At 72.7% G+C, this 15820-nt stretch carries 30 protein-coding genes; 29 read left to right on the forward strand and 1 reads right to left on the reverse strand.

Annotated features, from left to right (window positions below):
* Window positions 1-27 precede the first annotated feature (27 nt).
* The 22 genes from I6A60_RS01750 to I6A60_RS01855 all read left to right on the forward strand — a co-directional run bounded on the left by I6A60_RS01750 (window position 28) and on the right by I6A60_RS01855 (window position 10496).
* Complete coding sequence (locus I6A60_RS01750) at window positions 28-357, forward strand: hypothetical protein (protein ID WP_203021875.1); 330 nt, start codon at window positions 28-30, stop codon at window positions 355-357.
* On the forward strand, window positions 354-602 hold the full coding sequence (locus I6A60_RS01755) for a hypothetical protein (RefSeq protein WP_203021876.1): 249 nt from the start codon (window positions 354-356) through the stop codon (window positions 600-602). The genes I6A60_RS01750 and I6A60_RS01755 overlap by 4 nt, the downstream gene beginning before the upstream one ends.
* Window positions 593-994 carry a hypothetical protein gene (locus tag I6A60_RS01760; protein ID WP_203021877.1) on the forward strand — a complete coding sequence of 134 codons (402 nt, stop codon included), beginning with the start codon at window positions 593-595 and terminating at the stop codon, window positions 992-994. The genes I6A60_RS01755 and I6A60_RS01760 overlap by 10 nt, the downstream gene beginning before the upstream one ends.
* Window positions 994-1521: a transcriptional regulator gene (locus I6A60_RS01765; protein ID WP_203021878.1), complete on the forward strand. Its 528-nt coding sequence runs from the start codon at window positions 994-996 to the stop codon at window positions 1519-1521. The genes I6A60_RS01760 and I6A60_RS01765 overlap by 1 nt, the downstream gene beginning before the upstream one ends.
* Window positions 1518-1910, forward strand: coding sequence for a hypothetical protein (locus I6A60_RS01770; RefSeq protein ID WP_203021879.1), 393 nt, complete (start codon window positions 1518-1520; stop codon window positions 1908-1910). Before I6A60_RS01765 ends, I6A60_RS01770 begins: the two co-directional genes overlap by 4 nt.
* The gene (locus tag I6A60_RS01775; protein WP_203042518.1) at window positions 1907-2143 is read left to right on the forward strand and encodes a hypothetical protein; all 237 of its coding nucleotides are present in this window, start codon (window positions 1907-1909) and stop codon (window positions 2141-2143) included. Before I6A60_RS01770 ends, I6A60_RS01775 begins: the two co-directional genes overlap by 4 nt.
* A 44-nt stretch (window positions 2144-2187) precedes the next feature.
* A complete protein-coding gene (locus tag I6A60_RS01780) occupies window positions 2188-2382 on the forward strand; it encodes a hypothetical protein (RefSeq protein ID WP_203021881.1) in 195 nt (64 codons plus the stop codon).
* A gap of 48 nt (window positions 2383-2430) precedes the next feature.
* The gene (locus tag I6A60_RS01785) at window positions 2431-2796 is read left to right on the forward strand and encodes a hypothetical protein (protein WP_203021882.1); all 366 of its coding nucleotides are present in this window, start codon (window positions 2431-2433) and stop codon (window positions 2794-2796) included.
* Between the two features lie 27 nt (window positions 2797-2823).
* The gene (locus I6A60_RS01790; protein WP_203021883.1) at window positions 2824-3132 is read left to right on the forward strand and encodes a hypothetical protein; all 309 of its coding nucleotides are present in this window, start codon (window positions 2824-2826) and stop codon (window positions 3130-3132) included.
* Window positions 3129-3398, forward strand: coding sequence for a hypothetical protein (locus I6A60_RS01795; RefSeq protein WP_203021884.1), 270 nt, complete (start codon window positions 3129-3131; stop codon window positions 3396-3398). Before I6A60_RS01790 ends, I6A60_RS01795 begins: the two co-directional genes overlap by 4 nt.
* 23 nt (window positions 3399-3421) lie before the next feature.
* On the forward strand, window positions 3422-3838 hold the full coding sequence (locus I6A60_RS01800) for an HNH endonuclease signature motif containing protein (RefSeq protein ID WP_203021885.1): 417 nt from the start codon (window positions 3422-3424) through the stop codon (window positions 3836-3838).
* Complete coding sequence (locus I6A60_RS01805) at window positions 3835-4017, forward strand: hypothetical protein (RefSeq protein WP_203021886.1); 183 nt, start codon at window positions 3835-3837, stop codon at window positions 4015-4017. Before I6A60_RS01800 ends, I6A60_RS01805 begins: the two co-directional genes overlap by 4 nt.
* Window positions 4017-5309, forward strand: a complete 1293-nt coding sequence (locus tag I6A60_RS01810) for a hypothetical protein (protein ID WP_203055540.1) — start codon at window positions 4017-4019, stop codon at window positions 5307-5309. Before I6A60_RS01805 ends, I6A60_RS01810 begins: the two co-directional genes overlap by 1 nt.
* An 8-nt stretch (window positions 5310-5317) precedes the next feature.
* Complete coding sequence (locus I6A60_RS01815) at window positions 5318-5560, forward strand: hypothetical protein (protein ID WP_203025205.1); 243 nt, start codon at window positions 5318-5320, stop codon at window positions 5558-5560.
* Window positions 5561-5726: 166 nt separating this feature from the next.
* Window positions 5727-6080 carry a hypothetical protein gene (locus I6A60_RS01820; protein ID WP_203025206.1) on the forward strand — a complete coding sequence of 118 codons (354 nt, stop codon included), beginning with the start codon at window positions 5727-5729 and terminating at the stop codon, window positions 6078-6080.
* 77 nt (window positions 6081-6157) lie between these two features.
* A complete protein-coding gene (locus I6A60_RS01825) occupies window positions 6158-6652 on the forward strand; it encodes a hypothetical protein (RefSeq protein ID WP_203025207.1) in 495 nt (164 codons plus the stop codon).
* Between the two features lie 12 nt (window positions 6653-6664).
* Entirely contained in the window at window positions 6665-6964 is a 300-nt protein-coding gene (locus I6A60_RS01830; protein ID WP_203025208.1) for a hypothetical protein, read from the forward strand.
* 3 nt (window positions 6965-6967) lie between these two features.
* Window positions 6968-7480, forward strand: coding sequence for a hypothetical protein (locus I6A60_RS01835; RefSeq protein ID WP_203025209.1), 513 nt, complete (start codon window positions 6968-6970; stop codon window positions 7478-7480).
* A gap of 22 nt (window positions 7481-7502) precedes the next feature.
* On the forward strand, window positions 7503-7859 hold the full coding sequence (locus I6A60_RS01840) for an acetyltransferase (RefSeq protein ID WP_203025210.1): 357 nt from the start codon (window positions 7503-7505) through the stop codon (window positions 7857-7859).
* A gap of 8 nt (window positions 7860-7867) precedes the next feature.
* Window positions 7868-8455, forward strand: a complete 588-nt coding sequence (locus I6A60_RS01845; RefSeq protein ID WP_203025211.1) for a hypothetical protein — start codon at window positions 7868-7870, stop codon at window positions 8453-8455.
* Window positions 8456-8642: 187 nt separating this feature from the next.
* On the forward strand, window positions 8643-9062 hold the full coding sequence (locus I6A60_RS01850; RefSeq protein WP_203025212.1) for a hypothetical protein: 420 nt from the start codon (window positions 8643-8645) through the stop codon (window positions 9060-9062).
* A gap of 339 nt (window positions 9063-9401) precedes the next feature.
* Entirely contained in the window at window positions 9402-10496 is a 1095-nt protein-coding gene (locus tag I6A60_RS01855) for a hypothetical protein (RefSeq protein ID WP_203025213.1), read from the forward strand.
* A gap of 80 nt (window positions 10497-10576) precedes the next feature.
* On the opposite strand, the gene I6A60_RS01860 is transcribed toward I6A60_RS01855, so the two are convergent.
* Window positions 10577-10831, reverse strand: coding sequence for a hypothetical protein (locus tag I6A60_RS01860; RefSeq protein ID WP_203025214.1), 255 nt, complete (start codon window positions 10829-10831; stop codon window positions 10577-10579).
* Between the two features lie 77 nt (window positions 10832-10908).
* Between I6A60_RS01860 and I6A60_RS01865 the strand changes: the two genes are divergently transcribed.
* The 7 genes from I6A60_RS01865 (at window position 10909) to I6A60_RS01895 (ending at window position 15767) form a co-directional block, all read left to right on the forward strand.
* Complete coding sequence (locus I6A60_RS01865; RefSeq protein WP_203025215.1) at window positions 10909-11187, forward strand: HNH endonuclease; 279 nt, start codon at window positions 10909-10911, stop codon at window positions 11185-11187.
* Window positions 11188-11240: 53 nt separating this feature from the next.
* A complete protein-coding gene (locus I6A60_RS01870) occupies window positions 11241-11381 on the forward strand; it encodes a hypothetical protein (RefSeq protein ID WP_203025216.1) in 141 nt (46 codons plus the stop codon).
* A 130-nt stretch (window positions 11382-11511) separates the two neighbouring features.
* Complete coding sequence (locus tag I6A60_RS01875) at window positions 11512-12030, forward strand: helix-turn-helix transcriptional regulator (protein WP_203025217.1); 519 nt, start codon at window positions 11512-11514, stop codon at window positions 12028-12030.
* Window positions 12005-13576: a terminase large subunit gene (locus tag I6A60_RS01880; protein WP_203025218.1), complete on the forward strand. Its 1572-nt coding sequence runs from the start codon at window positions 12005-12007 to the stop codon at window positions 13574-13576. The genes I6A60_RS01875 and I6A60_RS01880 overlap by 26 nt, the downstream gene beginning before the upstream one ends.
* Before the next feature lie 12 nt (window positions 13577-13588).
* A complete protein-coding gene (locus I6A60_RS01885; protein WP_203025219.1) occupies window positions 13589-13747 on the forward strand; it encodes a hypothetical protein in 159 nt (52 codons plus the stop codon).
* Window positions 13744-14925, forward strand: a complete 1182-nt coding sequence (locus I6A60_RS01890) for a phage portal protein (protein WP_203025220.1) — start codon at window positions 13744-13746, stop codon at window positions 14923-14925. The genes I6A60_RS01885 and I6A60_RS01890 overlap by 4 nt, the downstream gene beginning before the upstream one ends.
* Window positions 14922-15767: an HK97 family phage prohead protease gene (locus tag I6A60_RS01895; RefSeq protein WP_203025221.1), complete on the forward strand. Its 846-nt coding sequence runs from the start codon at window positions 14922-14924 to the stop codon at window positions 15765-15767. The genes I6A60_RS01890 and I6A60_RS01895 overlap by 4 nt, the downstream gene beginning before the upstream one ends.
* The last annotated feature ends 53 nt before the right edge of the window (window positions 15768-15820 follow it).

Below are 15820 nucleotides of genomic sequence, written 5' to 3' on the forward strand. Positions count from 1 at the left end.
CCCTCTCCAAGAGCGAAGGACGACGTGATGGCAACCCTACCGATCTCTGCCGAGGCGCGGCGAAGCGCGTTGCTTCTGCTGGCTTCCCGGTGCGCGGGTCACGGCTCGCTGTCGGCGATACGCCGGGACGCGGACAGCTACCTGCCTGACCTGGCCGACCTCACAAACACCGAGGAGCGGGCAGCCGCTTGGTCGGAGCTCCTCGACCTGGTCGACCGGCCGATCCCGTCGACGCAGCTCGAGCTGGTCGGGTGGACCTCGATGATCCGCCGACAGCTGCTGATCCTGGTCCCGCCGACGGCCTTGAACTATCCCGTCCAGCCGGCCGCCGAGGCGACGCAGGAGGTGTCGGCGTGACGGCGATCGCTCCGACGGGTAACGACGGCCGGTACAGCCGCATCTACCTGTCCGCCCTGGAGCCGACCGCCGAGGAAGTCGCGGAGGCCGCGGACGCCGGTGGGCCTGAGCCGAGGTCGCTGGTCGAGACCGTTGCGCGCCTCGACCGGGCGCTGACCGCCAGGGACCGCCAGCAGGCGGCGCGCCTGATCCGCGCGTTGCGCGCCGGTGCCCGCGGCGCTACGGAGGTGCCGTCGTGGGTGTGACCGTCGAGCGGATGACCCTGCTCCTGCCTGACCCAGTGTTGGCCGGGCCGGCGTGCTCCGGCTGTGGTGGCAAGGGGATCACGGGCGACCAGTACGTGTGGTCGGAGTCGACGCCGGAGCTGCTCGTCGACGTGCTTTGCCCGGTGTGCACCGGTTGCGGCTCGGCGGACCACGTCGGCTGCGAGACGACCCGGCACGCCGAGCAGGACGACGAGTACGACGAGTACGACGACGAACAGGCTGACCCCACGTCGTGTCCGTCCTGCGGCGGTCGCCGTTGGTGGGCGTGCCAGGGCTTCACCGACACCGAGGCCTACACGCTGCGGGTGCCGTGCGGCTGTTCCGAGGCCGAGTTCACGCCCGTCCCGGCCGGCTCGGCGGTGACGCGGTGATGCCCGTCGTCTCTCCGGGCGCGTACCAGCTGGCGCTCGGGGAGCGGCTGCGGGCGATCCGCAACCAGCAGGGGTTGTCGCTGAAGGGGGTCGAGGAGAAGTCCGGCGGCCGGTGGAAGGCCGTTGTCGTCGGCGCGTATGAGCGGGGAGACCGGGCGGTTACGGTCGACCGCCTGGCCCAGCTCGCCGAGTTCTACGGCATCCCGGTGGCAGAGCTGCTGCCCGAGGGCGGCTCGCAGAGGTCGGCGGCGGCCGACAGGCGTCCGAGGTTGGTTGTCGCGCTGCCGGCGCTCGCGGCTCTCCCGCGAGAGGCCGCCGCGATCAATCGGTACCTGCAGACGATCCGTCAGGAGCGAGGCGACTGGGCGGGGGACGTGCTCTCGCTGCGTGCCGACGATGTCCGGGTCTTGGCTGTGATCCTCGGTGTGAGCCGCTCCGGTCTTTTCGAGGCCTTCGCCGACTGGGGGCTGCTCGCGGCGTCGTCCGCGAAGGCGGCCGACCTGGGCGATGGGTACGAGCCGTGGTGACCCCGCTCGCGACCGCGGCCGGCGTGCCGGCGGCGCTGGCGGCACAGGTCGATGCGCTGCACACCGCCGCCGACTGGGTGGCCGCGCATCCCCATCTGCCGATCGGGGAGATCTCGGCGCGGCCGGGCGGGCAGATCAGGATCCACCTTCGCGGCTCGGGCCCGGATGAGGCGGCCGGCGCGCTGCGTCGCCTCGGCGCCGGGTTGCCCTCGGCCGAGCTGCGCCCCTGCGAGGGCCGGGAGCTGTCGGCCGGCCGGTGGGGGCGCCGCCTCGAGCTTCATGTCCCGGTGCCCGGGATCGAGCTGATCCTGTGGACCTACGAGGCGGTGCCGGCGCCGCGTATGGCGGCGGCCGGTTGTCGTCCGGCCCGTCTGGCGGCCGTCCGATGACCGGGCTCGCCGGTCCGCTGACCGAGACTCAGGTGCGGGTACTCGCGGCCGCGCATGACGCTCAGGTCACCGCGAACGGCTTCGGCGCGCCGGGCTGGACGTCGACCGCGGCCGCGCGCCGGGTCCTGCTGATCTTCGGCCGTGCGGTGCCCGCGGACGCGCTCCTGGCGGCCCTCGACTTCCTCGCGGCCCGCGGGGACCTGGCCCACAAGGTGTCCACGGCCGGGGTGTAGCTGTACCGGCTGGTCGCGCTGTCCGCACCGCGAGGTGATGCCTGATGGCGGACTCTCCGGGCAAGACGCTCCAACCGGATCTGGTGCTGCGTCCTATCACGCCTTCGGAGGCGTGGCGCACGGCGCTGTTCGCGGCGTCGCTGACGACCGACGTCGACGAGGTCCGTACCTGGATGGCGATGCTCGGCCTCGGCGTCGATCTGCTGCGCGCTGGCCGGAAGGAGGCCGGCCGTGGCTGAGTCCGCCAGGAACGCCGAGGAGCTGGCCGAACTGCCGAGGAGGCGTGGATGAGCGCCGAGGTACTTCCGCTCGCCGAGCTCGTCGAGATGGACGCCCAGGCGAAGACGTCGCTTCGGCACCTGCGGGAAGCGAAGTGGCGGCGGGAGCGGTCCGCGCACACGGGGACCTGCCGGGGTTGCACGGTCGAGATCGATTGGGTGCTGACCACGTCGAATCCGCCGGAGTGGATGCCGCTCGACAAGGAGCCGGCCGCGGACGGCACGGTCGCCGTGATCAAGAGCGGTGTCACCGATGTCGGCGTCGTGAACCCCGGGCCCGATGTCGACCCCGGCGGGCCGCGACGGGTGCCGCACTGGGCGACCTGCATCGGCGTCGATGCGTTCCGCCGGCGACATCGGGAGCGCCGCCCCTAACCCCATCACCAGACGAGAGGAACCGCGATGCCCTTGCCGATCCGCTTGGCGGCCAGGCTGCCGAAGAAGTCGCAGGAGAACGGCCTGCTGGCCATCGTGGCTGACTTCCTCCGCCGCCCGCACGACGAGGTGATCGCGGTCGTCCGCCTGCGCACGACGAAGAAGACGACCGACTTCGAGTCGGACGATGGCGCGGTGCCGACGATCGGCATCTTCGACATCGAGCCGATCCTCGACGAGGCCTCCGCGGCGCGAGTCGCGGAGGCCTCGCGGGATGCCAAGGACCGACGCACCGGGGTACGCCGGCTCCCGTTCGTCGACGAGGCGTCGTCGTGAGCGCGATGAGCGCCGTGACCGCTGGTGGGGTCCTGCTCTACATCCTCGGCGGCGTGTCGATCATCGCGCTGATCGCGTGGGTCAGCTGGATCGCACTGCAGGGCCTGGTCCAGATCGCGCGGCTCGCGGACTCCCTGTCCCGGTCGCGCACGGCCCGCGCCGAGCGCCGGGCCCGGTTGGAACAGGCCGAGAAGACCCAGGTCATCACCCGCACGCCGGGCCGCGGGATCAGGCGCGACTCCTGGCCCTTGGACCGGGGGCGGTGACAGGAGCGCGACCGCCTTGGCTCGTGAAGCCGGACGAGGCGCCGGCCGGCCTGGCGACCGGGCTGCGCGATGAACCGACGCCCGCGACCCGGCGACTCGTTCTTGACCGTGCCGAAGGGCACTGCGAGTCCTGCGGCTGTCTCCTGGTCCCGGGCCGGTACAGCGTCCACCATCGCCGGCCGAGCGGGATGGGAGGGACACGCGCCGAGATCGCGCATGGCCCGTCCAACCTGCTCGTGGTCTGCGGCCGAGACAACCGCTCTGGCTGCCACGGCCTGATCCACAGCAATCCGGTCGCTGGCCGTGACGCGGGGCTGCTCGTGCGCCAGGGCGCCGATCCCGCCGTCGTCCAGGCCCTGATCCGCGGCCGGCTGGCGTGGCTCGGCGCAGATGGCACCTACCACTTCCTACCGACAGATTCCGAGGAGCCCCACTCGTGATCGCCTTGCTGATACCCGCCGCGCTGCTGTGCGTGGTGCTCGCCGCGCCCGAGCTCCTGGCGCCCGTGCGCGCGCTGCTGCTCCGGGCCCGGGCTGGCGGCGCCGCTGGGGCGTGTGCGGAGCACGAGCCGGTCGCGGCGTCGGCTGTGGCCGTCCACTCGACGACCCGGAGGCAGTAATGCCGTTCGGGAAGATCTGCGACACCCTCTGGCACCACCCGAAGTGGCGGTCGGCGAGCAAGAACGCACGGTCCCTCTGGACGACGGCGCACTCGCATTGCGACGCGAACCTGACCGACGGCCTGGTCCTAGCAACCTCGCTGCCCATGCTGGACGGCACTGAGGAAGAGGCCGCGGCCCTCGTCCAGGCCAAACTGTGGGACCCCGTCGCGGACGGGAACGGCGTGCTGGTGGGTTGGCAGTTTCACGACTGGCTCGACTACAACCCGAGCCGCGCTGAGGTCCTGGCCGACCGCAAGCTGCGCGCCGCAGCCCGAGCACTGCCCGGGCTGCGCCGTGAGGTCCGCGGCCGCGACGGGTCGACATGCCGGTACTGCGGCCGGCGCGTCGTCTGGTCGGATCGTCGGTCCGGGATCGGCGGAACGTACGACGTGGTCGACCCGGCCGAGGACGTGACTGCGGACAACCTGGTCGTCTCCTGCCGGCGGTGCGCCGGGCAGAAGGCAGGCCGCGACGTCGACGCCGCTGGGATGCGCCTCGGCCCGGCCGAGTCGCCTGCCACCGGCCGGCCGGGACAGTCGAGCGGCATGGTGCGCCCGTTCTCGCCACGATCCGAGACCGTTCCTGAGGCTAACCCAGGACGTTCCGAGACCGTTTCTGGATCGAGTCCTGGTCGTTCCGAAATCGTGCCCGAGTCGGACCTGGGTATGCACCAGCCCCCATACCCAGCCCCATCACCCCTTCGGGGTGGTGATGGGGCTGGGGGCGTACCGCCACGCGCCCGGCGGCCGCGGGCCGTGCGCACGGCCACGGCCCCGCAGCCTCCCGCCTTCACGGCCGCGGATGCGCCGCCGCGTCCCAGGCCGGACGTAACCGCACGTGGGGGAGCCCAAGCCCTCGACGAACTGCGCAGGGCTCAGGCGCGCCGCGACGAGCAGGCGCAGGAGCGCCATGCCGCCGAGCGGACCGCCCGCGAGCGCCAGCGCCATGCCGCCGAGGAGCTCCGCGCGCGCGAGCAGCTGCGCCTCGCCGAGTTCGCCGCGCCGGCGCCGGCGCCGGCCCCCCCCGCCCCGCCGGGCGCGCACGCGCCCCCCCCCCGCGCGCCGCCGCTGGCGGGCGGGGCCCCGCCCCGCCCCCCCCGCCCGGTCCGCCGCCGCGACGCTCCCGACGTCCCGTGGAGTCAGCTCGCGCTGCGGCTGCTCCTCGCCGTGCCCGATGCCACGAACACCGTGAGCACGACCGTCACGACTGAACGACGGCCCGCCCGCCGCGCGCTGACGGCGACCGCCTGAGGAGACCGATGGGTACCGAGATCACAACCATTGACGCGCTGTCGAAGCGGCTCGGCGAAGTCGAGCGACGGCTCGCCACGGTGGAGCGCACGGACAACGTCCTGGCGGGCGCACTGCTGCCGTTCGCCATGTCTCCGCTGCTCGGTGCCTCGACGTGGAAGTCGCTGGAGCAGCTGCACACCGCTGTGAAGGCGTGGCTGGACGCCCGCGCCAGCCTCGGACCGGAGCACGAGGACGATCCCCATGGATAACCGGGTGGATCTTGTCATAGGTGATCGTCACTATCGGTTGCGTGGGCTACTACGTATGTTCGGCGGACCGGGACGAGGCCGCGGACTGCGCCGTCCCGCTGCCCTCGCCTGCCCACCCGGCGGACTGCCCAGGCCTCGTCGAGACACCGGACGGCCGGGCGCGGCCGTGCCTGATCTGCCGGCCGTGGCTGCGCACGACCCTGCGCACCGGCCGGGCCCGGGTCAGGGCCATGTCCGCGTCCGGGCGGCGCCGCCAGGCCTGAACGGCCGCTGGGAGCCTGCGGCCGAGGCGGTCGGGCCGCTGGTCCTGCGAATCGCCGAGCTCGAGGAACTCGCTGCGGCCTGCACCTGCGACAGGGCCACCCGCGCCGACCTCGGCACGCGATACATCGGCGACCGGGCGCTGACGGCCACCGAGGCCGCCGAGATGCGCGCGGCAGTCGCGGCCGCCCAAGCCTGGCACGACTCGATTCGGCTCGGCGGCGCCGTCCTCGACCAGGACCACCCGCTCATCCCCTGAAACGGGTGCGGCCGGCTGGTAGCACAGCCGGCCGCGCGGCCCGGACCCCAAGACCCGACGAAGGAAGGCCCGAACCGATGCCCATTCTGCGTCACCAGCTGGAGCTCGCGCTGGGAGGGACCGCCGCCGATTTCGCCGCCGCGTTCGCCTCCATGGACCCCGCGACCCGGCTCACCGAGGTGGTGCTCACGGACGCGTCCGGCCGGCCCGTTACCCGGCTGAACCTCACCGTCGCCCGGCTCATCCTGACCGCGCCGGCGGTCCCAACCCTGCCGCCAGCCAAGCCGGAACCCGCGCCGCCTACCGAGCCGGAACCCGCTGCCGCCCCACCGGTACAGCCCAAGCCCATACCGGTACGTACCGACGCTGAACTGCGCGTACAGCTGCTCCGGCTGGAGCGCCGATCCGACGGCACCGTAGCGATCCAGCGGGCCGCGAAAGCGCTCGGTATCGGTTCCTACCGCGCCGAGCGGCTCCTCCGTGATGCCGGTCTGCTCCGCGAGAAGAACAAGCGGGTATCCCGGACCACTTCACGAGCGACCAGCGTCCGCCGGGCGCTGGCCACCGCCTGACCAAGGAGCACGATGACCAAGATCCTGAACCTGGAAGTCCGCCTCGACGACGCCGCGGCAGTGACCTGCTTCCGACGCCTGCAGCGCGCTGCGCTCGCTGTGGTCGGCGACGGCCTGCACAGCGTCACCGTCACCATGACCGACCACGTCGCGGGCGCCGACGCCGCTAGCCACCGCGACATGGCCGTCGCTGTCGCGGACGAGCTGGCACTGCGCAGTCTCGAGACCCGCGTCGACGAGCGGGTCGCCGATCATCTCGCGCCGCACCTGGGCCTGGTGCGACCTGCACCGACCGTCGCGGCGGAGGTCTGACCAGTGACGATTCACCTGCCAGGCACCTCGGCCGAGCACGCCCCCCGCACCACGCCCGACCAGCCATGGGGCGTCGCCGTGTGGTCCCTCCGACAAGCCGCCGACGACCTCGCCAACATGACGATCGGCGTTGGCGCCGATGCGATGCTCCCTGCCACGGAGGTCAACCGGATGCTGCGCCGGCATGGCCTCCTCGCCGGCGAAACCACCGCACCCGCACTACCGCCGTGGACGGTGCTCTGGCCGACGAGCCAGCACCTCTTCGCTATCCCGGCGGTAACCGTGACCGATGCCGAGGCGCTGCGAGCCGCGATTCGTGCCACGGGCGGCGAGGCCCTCGTGGCGGTGCTCGTGGCCCCGGATCACGCCAGCGAGCTGGCAGCTTCCGCCCGCGTCGCGGTCGAGGCTGACCAGGCCGCCGCTCGGCGCCGCGCCGAGATGCAGTCGTCGCTCACCCAGCTCGTGCCGTCAGCTCCGCCGCCCGCATCCACCGGGTCCGCGGGCGATGTCAGCTGACCTGACCATGGAAGGACCGTCCATGACGACCAGCACCACGCCGCCGGCGGCCGATACCGCGAACGCTCCCCTCGACGTGTGGGCGATCGTCGAGCTCATGGGCCGGGTCCGCCGCGCCGGCCGCGTCCGAGAAGTCACCATCGCCGGCGCGGGCATGATCCGCCTAGACGTGCCCGCCGGCGTGGACGCCGACGAGCCAGCCGTGACCCAATTCCTCTCGCCGGCTGCGCTCTACGCGATCACTCCGGTCGCCGAGGACGTCGCCCGGGCGGTCGCGATCCACCAGCGGCCCGAGCCCGTGCATAGCTGGGAGCTGCCGCAGGCGCCGGCGGCCGAGCCGTCGATCCCCCATGTCTATGACGAAGACCCGGAGTTCTGATCATGCCGATGACCCCGATCAACATCCGGCCCGACCTCAGCGCTGACCCCTGGTCCGACCTGCAGCCCGCCACGCTGACGCGCGGCACGCTGACGCGCATCGGCCTACTCCGCCACGGCCCGACCGGCGGCCGCGCCACCGTCGGCATGGTCATCGAGACGGACGAGAGCCAGGTCATCATCGCCGAGACCACCTGGCGCCTACTCCGCGGCGCCGTCCGCGTCCTAGCCGCCAGGCCGGTCGCCGCGGAGGAACACGATGACGGCGAAGCGTTCCGGACCACGATGCACGCCGCGGCAGCGTCCACACCGCCGCGTCGCGGCCCGTCAGCGGTCCCCGACGACCACCTTCTCGACGGCCTTGGCGACCTGGCGCTCGCGCTCGGCGGCTCGCCGAGCTCCTGGACATACAACGCCCTCCTGCTGATCAAGAAATCCGACCTGGAACGCCGCGGCTGGCTCGCGGCCGCGATGCCCGACCTCGTCGCCGCCGTCACGATCTGGGAAGCCATCCACCCAACCCTGACCGCCGGCCAACTGCTCGAGCTACTGAAGACAGCCGGCGACATCGTCGACGAGAACGGTGGACGGTCTTGATCGCGACGTGTACGAACCACCCCGAGGTCACCTCGACGCACACTGCCGCGATGCCCACCGCGACCAAGCAGGCGGACGGTAGCTACACGGGGCCGATACCGCTCTGCGGGCCATGCGCGGACCGAGTCGGGACGATCGGCTTCACGGTCACGGCCGAGCCGCCGGCACCAGCGGGCGGCCGGCGCCCATGACCGACGCGCTGCCAAGCGACCACGAGGACGTCCTTGCCTGCGCCGACCTCTGCGGCCGCGCCGGCGCCCGTTCCTTCACCATGGGCTACCTACGCGACGACCCGGCCGATCCCGGCTGGTGGGCGCACGCGCAATACCGAGGCGCGCGGATCAGCGTCGAGGGACACGCCACCGCGGAAGCCGCCGCCCTGGCGCTGGCTACCCGCGTGCTGACGGGCGCGAAGTGCCGGTGCGGCAGGCTTGTCGCCCTCGCGCCGGACGGCGCCCACGTCTTCGAGTCCACGCTGGTCACCGGCGAGCGGTGGGGCCCGAAACAGGCGAAGAAGGTCGGCCAATGCCTCTGGCGCCGCGCCGGCGCTCGGTGGGAGCCAGGCTGCGATGCTCCGCCCCTGGTGCTTGCAAAGGACCGCCGATGAACCATCACGCGACCGACGACATCGACGTCTATCGCGTCGCCCTCGGCCACGATCTCCACCGGCTCTGGTGCACTATCCGACACGGCCACCCCAGGATCGGCCGCCGGCGAGCCGCCCGAGCAAATCTCCGCCTCATCAGGCGTGACCTCTGCCGAGGGCCAAAATGGTGGGCCCTGTGGCAGGCCGAGTGGCCCGGCTGCCGCCGCGCCGTTCGCGGCCTTACCGCCCGCCATGCCTACTACCGGGCCCGACAGCGCCGTCGGCGCCCTGACCTCGGCGAGCAGTCGCGACACGGGCGCAACGTCGCAGGTCGGGGCAGTTCGGACGGATGATGTCGGCATGGCCGATGTGCACACCGCGGACGACTGGATCCGTGACCTGTGCCGCGAGATACCCGCCCTATATGCGGAGCTGGGCGCCGAGCTCGGTGCCCAGCTCGACGGCCCCGACCAGTCCACCCCGAAGAGCGCCGCGCCGTCGTGGTGTCTCACCCACGGCCAGGCGCACCCGGACGACCGCTGGGACTGGGAAGCGACGTACGAACCCGAGACCCAAAGCTGGACGGGCACGAGGTGCCAGGCCCGACTTGGCTATGCCGACGCCGGCCACCTCATCGGTGCCACTGTCACCGCCACGCCGACCCGCGGCGAGCATGTCGCCCGGTCGGGCGCGCCCGGCTCAGGAGCACCCGACCACGCCTTGGTCTGGCTCGGCGCCCAGTCCGACCTATGGACCACGGTCGATGACCTCCTGATGCGGCTACGCGAGGCCCGCCAGCTGCCCCACCCGGAGTGCTCGCCCATGCCCGCCGGGAACAGCCCGAAGGAACTCGGACGCCGCTGCGGCCTAGTCCTTCCCCTGCTGGACGCGCTCTCGCAGGACCAGCGCCGGGCCCGATGGTTGACCATCGCGCTCGGCCGTCTCCGCGGCGCCCATGTCCGGGCGCTCGCCGCACTCGGGGAGATCGGACCGACCCAGATCCTCGGCCTGTGCCCGGTCGTCCAGGAGCCATACCCGGGCGCGTGGGACGCGGCCGGCACGGTCGTCACCGCCTGGTGGGAGGACGGTCAGTGCCGGCGCTACGACTATGCCGCGTCGGTCGAGGCGGGCCAGGATTTGTGGGTCCGCTCGGTGCTGCGCGTGGACCCGCGGGCGGCGGTGGCGACCCGCGAGAGTGATGTGCGGTGCCCGGGCTGCGGCGTCCGCTGGTCCGGCGAGGACGGCCGGCGCCAGCTCGGCCGCCTCCTCGGCGGCCTCGGGCCGGACCCGGCGACGGCGGTGCAGATCGAGCGCTGGCATGGCATCCCCGCGTCCACTATTCGCAACTGGGTGTCGGAAGGCGCGCTCAGTGGTGATGGTCATCGGCCGATGCGGTTCGCCGTGGCCGACGCGCTGGCCATCCGGGATAGGCGTCAGGGTGGCGTGACGGCCTGACCTGCGTGGACATATGCTTCGCCCAGGGTCGGTGAGCTGTGCGCATCCACCGCTTCTGAACACCAGCCCTGCGCTGCAGGTCATCGGCGGCGCCGACGGAACAGCGGGAAGGCGGCCGGGCCCTTCGGGCCCTCCGACACCGACCACTCGGCCAGCGCCCAGCCTTCATACTCGACGGCCTCGATGATCTCGGCCCAGTCGCCGACCGTTCCGGTCATGTCGCCGAGTCGCTGCGGCGTATTGAGCCGCACGATGAAGACCCAGCGATCTTCTTCGAGTGCCCGCCGAGCCTCGTCCGCTACCTTCTTGACCTTGACGTCTCGGATCATTCCCATGGCGCTGCCCCCATTGGTCAATCAATGCGGCAGGCAGCTTCCCACGGCGTGAATGTCCGTCGTTTCCGGGGGTGCGAATGGGCAGCCCAGGTGTCACTCACCGTCGATACCGCAATGCGCGGGCGCAGGTGCTCGCCGAGTCCGACACCTGCCACCTGTGCGGCCATGCTGGCGCGGATGCCGCTGACCACCTGGTGCCGCGTAGCCGAGGCGGCGCCGTCGACGACCCGAACAACCTCGCGCCGATCCACGGCGTCGCCGGCTGCCCGACATGCGGACGCAAGTGCAACAGCGAGCGCGGCGCCAAGCCGCTGTCGGCGGTCCGTGTGCCGACCTCGATCGACTGGTACGCCTGACCGGCCAGCCCGGTCCGGTCGATATTCCGGCCCGGCCCATAGAAGGAGCCCCCGTGGACGAGACCCCTGCCTATGTATTCGACATCCTCGACGCCTTGAAGTCCGGCGAGCCACTGCACTTCCACGGTCACCAGGTGCCGGCCGATGTGCAGGCGTGGTGCGCGGCGAACCTCGAACCAGTCGAAGTCGACTGACCTCGGGCCCGGGCGGGCCGAGATTTTTTCTGAGCGGGCCGGCCGGCGACTCCGCGCCCACCTTCCATTTTTCTCTCCCCGCGCGGCGCGCGGGCACCCGACTAGAGGGTGACGCGCTGAGGGGGTGGCCATGGCCGAGCCGGAAGCGGCGCCGACAGGCGCGCGGGTCGCGGCGGTCGACTTCGTCGCGCGGGCCCGGGCGGCGCGGCTGGCGGCGGGCCGGTCGCAGTCGCAGTTCGCCCGCCAGCTCGTCGCGGCCGGCCTGGACGCATGGCGGCAACAGACCGTCGGCAAGGTCGAGTCCGGGCAGCGGGAGCTCACCCTCGCCGAGGGCTACGCCATCGCCGAGCTCCTCGACGTGCCGCTCGTCGAGGCGGCCGCCGGCGGCGCCGTGGCGACGGCGAGGCCGGTGGGCGGGTCGCCGGTCGTCGAGGCGGTCGAGTCGGACCTGGAGGCGCTCGGCGACCTGGTCGGTATCGAGCCGTCGCTGGCGGCGGTCGCCCTGGCGCTCGCCCGCCAGATGGACGCCCCTGACGGGGGCACCTCGCTGCCATCGCTCGCCCGGGAGCTGCGCGCGGTGCTCGCCGAGCTGGCCAGCGGCCGGCAAGGTGACGACGAGGACGATGACGACCTCGCCGCGCCGGACTGACGGGACTGCCTGGGAACGTCCGCCGGAGCTCGCCGCCCAGCTTCAGGAGCTGTACGGGCTGGCGTGCCCGCCGCTGTGGGGGATGCCGCGGCGCCTGGACCGGCCGACGCTCGGTGGCAAGGCCGCGAAGGTGATGACCCGGCTCGGTTATCCGCCGATGCCCTGGCAGCGCTACACCCTCGACGTCGCGCTCGAAATCGACCCGGCGACCGGGCTCCTGGCGTACCGCAACGTCGGGCTGTCCGTAATGCGCCAGCAGGGCAAGACTCAGGAGCTGCTGGGCGTGAAGGTGCACCGGGCCGCGGCTTGGCGGCGCCAGCGCGTCATCTACGCGGCGCAGACGCGGTCGATGGCCCGCGAGCGCCTGCAGGACGAGTGGCTCCCGGTACTGGACTCCAGCCAGCTGCGGGGCCGCTACCGGCCGCGCCTCGCGAACGGCAACGAGGCGATCATCTGGCAGGCGACCCGGTCGAAGATCGGGATCACGGCGAACACCGAGGAAGCGGGACACGGGCCGCCGCTGGACCTCGGCGTGATCGACGAGGCGTTCGCTCACCAGGACGCGCGCCTGGAGCAGGCCATGTCGCCGGCGATGCTGACCCGGCCGAACGCCCAGCTGTGGTGGGCCTCGGCCGGCGGCACCGAGAAATCGGTCTGGCTGAACGGCAAACGTGAGACCGGCCGGGCGCTCGTCGAGGCGCTCTGGCGCGGCGGCCTGGACCACGCCAGCTGGCCGCGTACGGCCTACTTCGAGTGGTACGCGCCCGACGATTTGCCCCGGGACGATCCGGCGACCTGGCGCGGCTGCATGCCGGCGCTCGGCTACACGGTCACCGAGGACGTCATCCGCGGCGAGCTGGAGAAGTTCGCCGGCCAGCCCGGCGAGTTCGACCGGGCCTACCTGAACCGGACCCGCAAGGCCGAGCCGGCCGCGGACCTGAACATCCCGACCGCGGAGTGGACGCGCTGCGTCGACCGGGCGTCCAAGCCCGGCACGGACATCGCGATCGCGATCGACGTCTCGCCGCGGCGGGACTGGGCGTCGATCGGCGCGGCCGCGCTGCGCCCCGACGGCAAGGTCCATCTGGAGCTCGTCGACCGGCGGTCGGGTACCGACTGGATCGTGCCGGCCGCGCTGCGGATCGCCGAGCGGCGCGACGTCGTCACGGTCGCCGTCGACCGGATCGGTCCGGCCGGCGCGCTGCTGGACGACCTGCGCCGCGCCGGGCTCACCGAGCCGGACGACCCGGCGCGGCCGCGGCGCGGTGAGCTGATCGTGCCCGGGACACGGGACGTCACCGCGGCCTGCGGCCAGTTCGCCGACGCGGTCCGCGCCGGCGACGTCGTGCACCTGGACCAGGGGCCGCTGACAGCGGCACTCAACGGCGCGCGCACGAGGCCGCTGGGCGACGCGTGGGCCTGGACTCGGCGGGCCGCGCAGGTCGATATCACGCCGCTGGTGACCGTGACCCTGGCCCGCTGGGCGCTTCTGACCCGGCTGCCCGCGCTCGTCGCGGACTATGACCCGCTGGACTCGATCTACTGACGGGGGTGAGCGGTGCGCGAGGCCGTCACGACCGCGCTGGACGCGCTGGGTCTGCTGCTCGTTGCGGCCGGCGCCGGCGCGGCCGCCTGCTCGCTCGTCGGCCTGGGCGGCCTGGCCGCGAGCGGGGCCGTCGTCCTCGGCGGCTCGGCGCTGGCGGCGCGGCGCCGGTGAGCCTGTTCTGGCAGCGCGCCGACCCGGGCTGGCCCGGGGCCACCGCGGACCAGCTGATCCCCGTACGGCCCCAGATGGCCGCCGGCACGCCGGCGGTGACGCAGGAGTCGGCGCTGCGGCACTCCGCGGTCTGGTCCTGCCTGCGGCTGCGCGCGAACCTGATCTCGACGATGCCGATCGACCTGTACCGGCGGGTCGACGGCATCCAGGTCGAGGTCCCGAAACCACCGGTGCTGCTGCGCCCGGGCGGCGCCGAGGGCATGGGGATGCTGGAGTGGCTGTACGCGAGCCAGTTCGACCTGGACCGGGGCGGGAACGCGTTCGGGCTGATCCTGGCCCGCGACGGGATGGGCTTCCCGGCGGTCATCGAGCTCGTCCCCCTGGCCGAGGTCACGGTCCGCCGCCGCGACGGGAAGGTGTCCTACAAGATCCACGGGACGGTGTACCAGCCGGGCGAGATCTGGCACGAGCGGCAGTACACCGTCGCCGGCCTGCCGTTCGGCCTGTCCCCGATCGCGTACGCGGCCTGGTCGATCGGGGAGTACCTCTCGATCCAGCAGTTCGCGCTCGACTGGTTCAAGAACTCCGGCATCCCGTCCGCGCACCTGAAGAACACCGAGAAGACGCTCACCTCGACCCAGGCCGACGAGACGAAACGCCGGTTCAAGGCCGCGGTGCAGTCCCGCGAGGTGTTCGTCACCGGCCAGGACTGGGACTACGACATGATCCAGGCCGACAGCGCCGGCGCGGACTGGATCGACGCGAAACGAGCGACCGCCACCGAGATCGCCCGGTTCTTCGACGTCCCCGGCGACCTCATCGAGGCCGCCGTGTCCGGCACGTCGATGACCTACGCGAACATCACCCAGCGCAACCTGCAGTTCCTCACGATGAGCCTCGCCCCGGCGATCATCCGCCGCGAGGACGCGCTGTCGTCGCTGGTCCCGCGCCCGCGGTACGTGAAGCTCAAGACCGACGCGCTGCTGCGCATGGACCCCGCCACCCGCGCCACGATGATCAAAGCGCAGATCGACGCGCGGGTCCTCGCGCCATCGGAGGCGCGGGAGCTCGATGACCGCCAGCCGTTCACGGACGCCCAGCTCGCCGAGTTCGACCGGCTGTTCGGCAAGGGCGCCTCGCCGGCGCCGACCGCGGCCATCCCAGGAGGGAACCCATGAGCGAGATCGCCACCCTGCGCGCGCAGGCCGCCGCCGCCCGGGCGGCCGCCGGCGGCCAGCCGGGCGCCCTGCCGGCCGACCGGCCCGAGGCGGCCGAGGTCCGGTTCTCCGCGCAGCTGCGCGCCGAGGTCGTGCGCCGCGACGGGATGGACTGGTACCAGGTCGAGGGCTACGCGTCGGCGTTCGAGCGTGGCTACGAGATGTGGGACATGTTCGGCCCCTACACCGAGATCGTCTCCGCCGGCGCCGCCGACAAGACCCTCGAGGCGAACCCCGAGGTCGTGTTCCGCTTCAACCACGCCGGCACGCCCATGGCGTCGACCCGCAACGGCCGCCTCGAGCTGTGGGCGGACGACACCGGCCTCGGCCAGCGGGCCTGGCTGAACCCGAAGCGCGCCGACGTGCAGCTCCTGGTCCAGGCCGTCGAGGACGCCGACGTCCGCGAACAGTCGTTCATGTTCCGGATCACGTCCGGCCGCTGGTCGCCGGACTACACCGAGTACCGCATCGACACGTTCGACCTCGAGCGCGGCGACGTCGGCCCGGTCACCTACGGCGCGAACCCGCACACCTCGGTCGCGGCCCGCTCCGGTGAGTTCCTCTCCCTGATCCCGTCGCTGCCGCCGCTGCTGGCCCGCGAGGCGATGGCCCGGCTGTCCGCCCGCGCGGACCTCGCCGCTGTCGCACCGTTGCAGACCGGGGGCACGATCACCACGCCCGCGCTGGCCGATCATCTCGGTCCGCCGCCCTTCACCGCGCCGGCGCAGACGCCGCCGGCCAGCCGGGGCCGCTCCATCGCGATGGCCCGCACCCAGCTGCTCGTCGCCGCCTGGAACGACTGAGCAGCCCGCTCCACCCGTCTCGTCGGTACCGCCGTCCGGCAGATCGCCCGGAG

The organism is Frankia sp. AgB1.9, assembly GCF_016786355.1.
GTDB lineage: Bacteria > Actinomycetota > Actinomycetes > Frankiales > Frankiaceae > Pseudofrankia.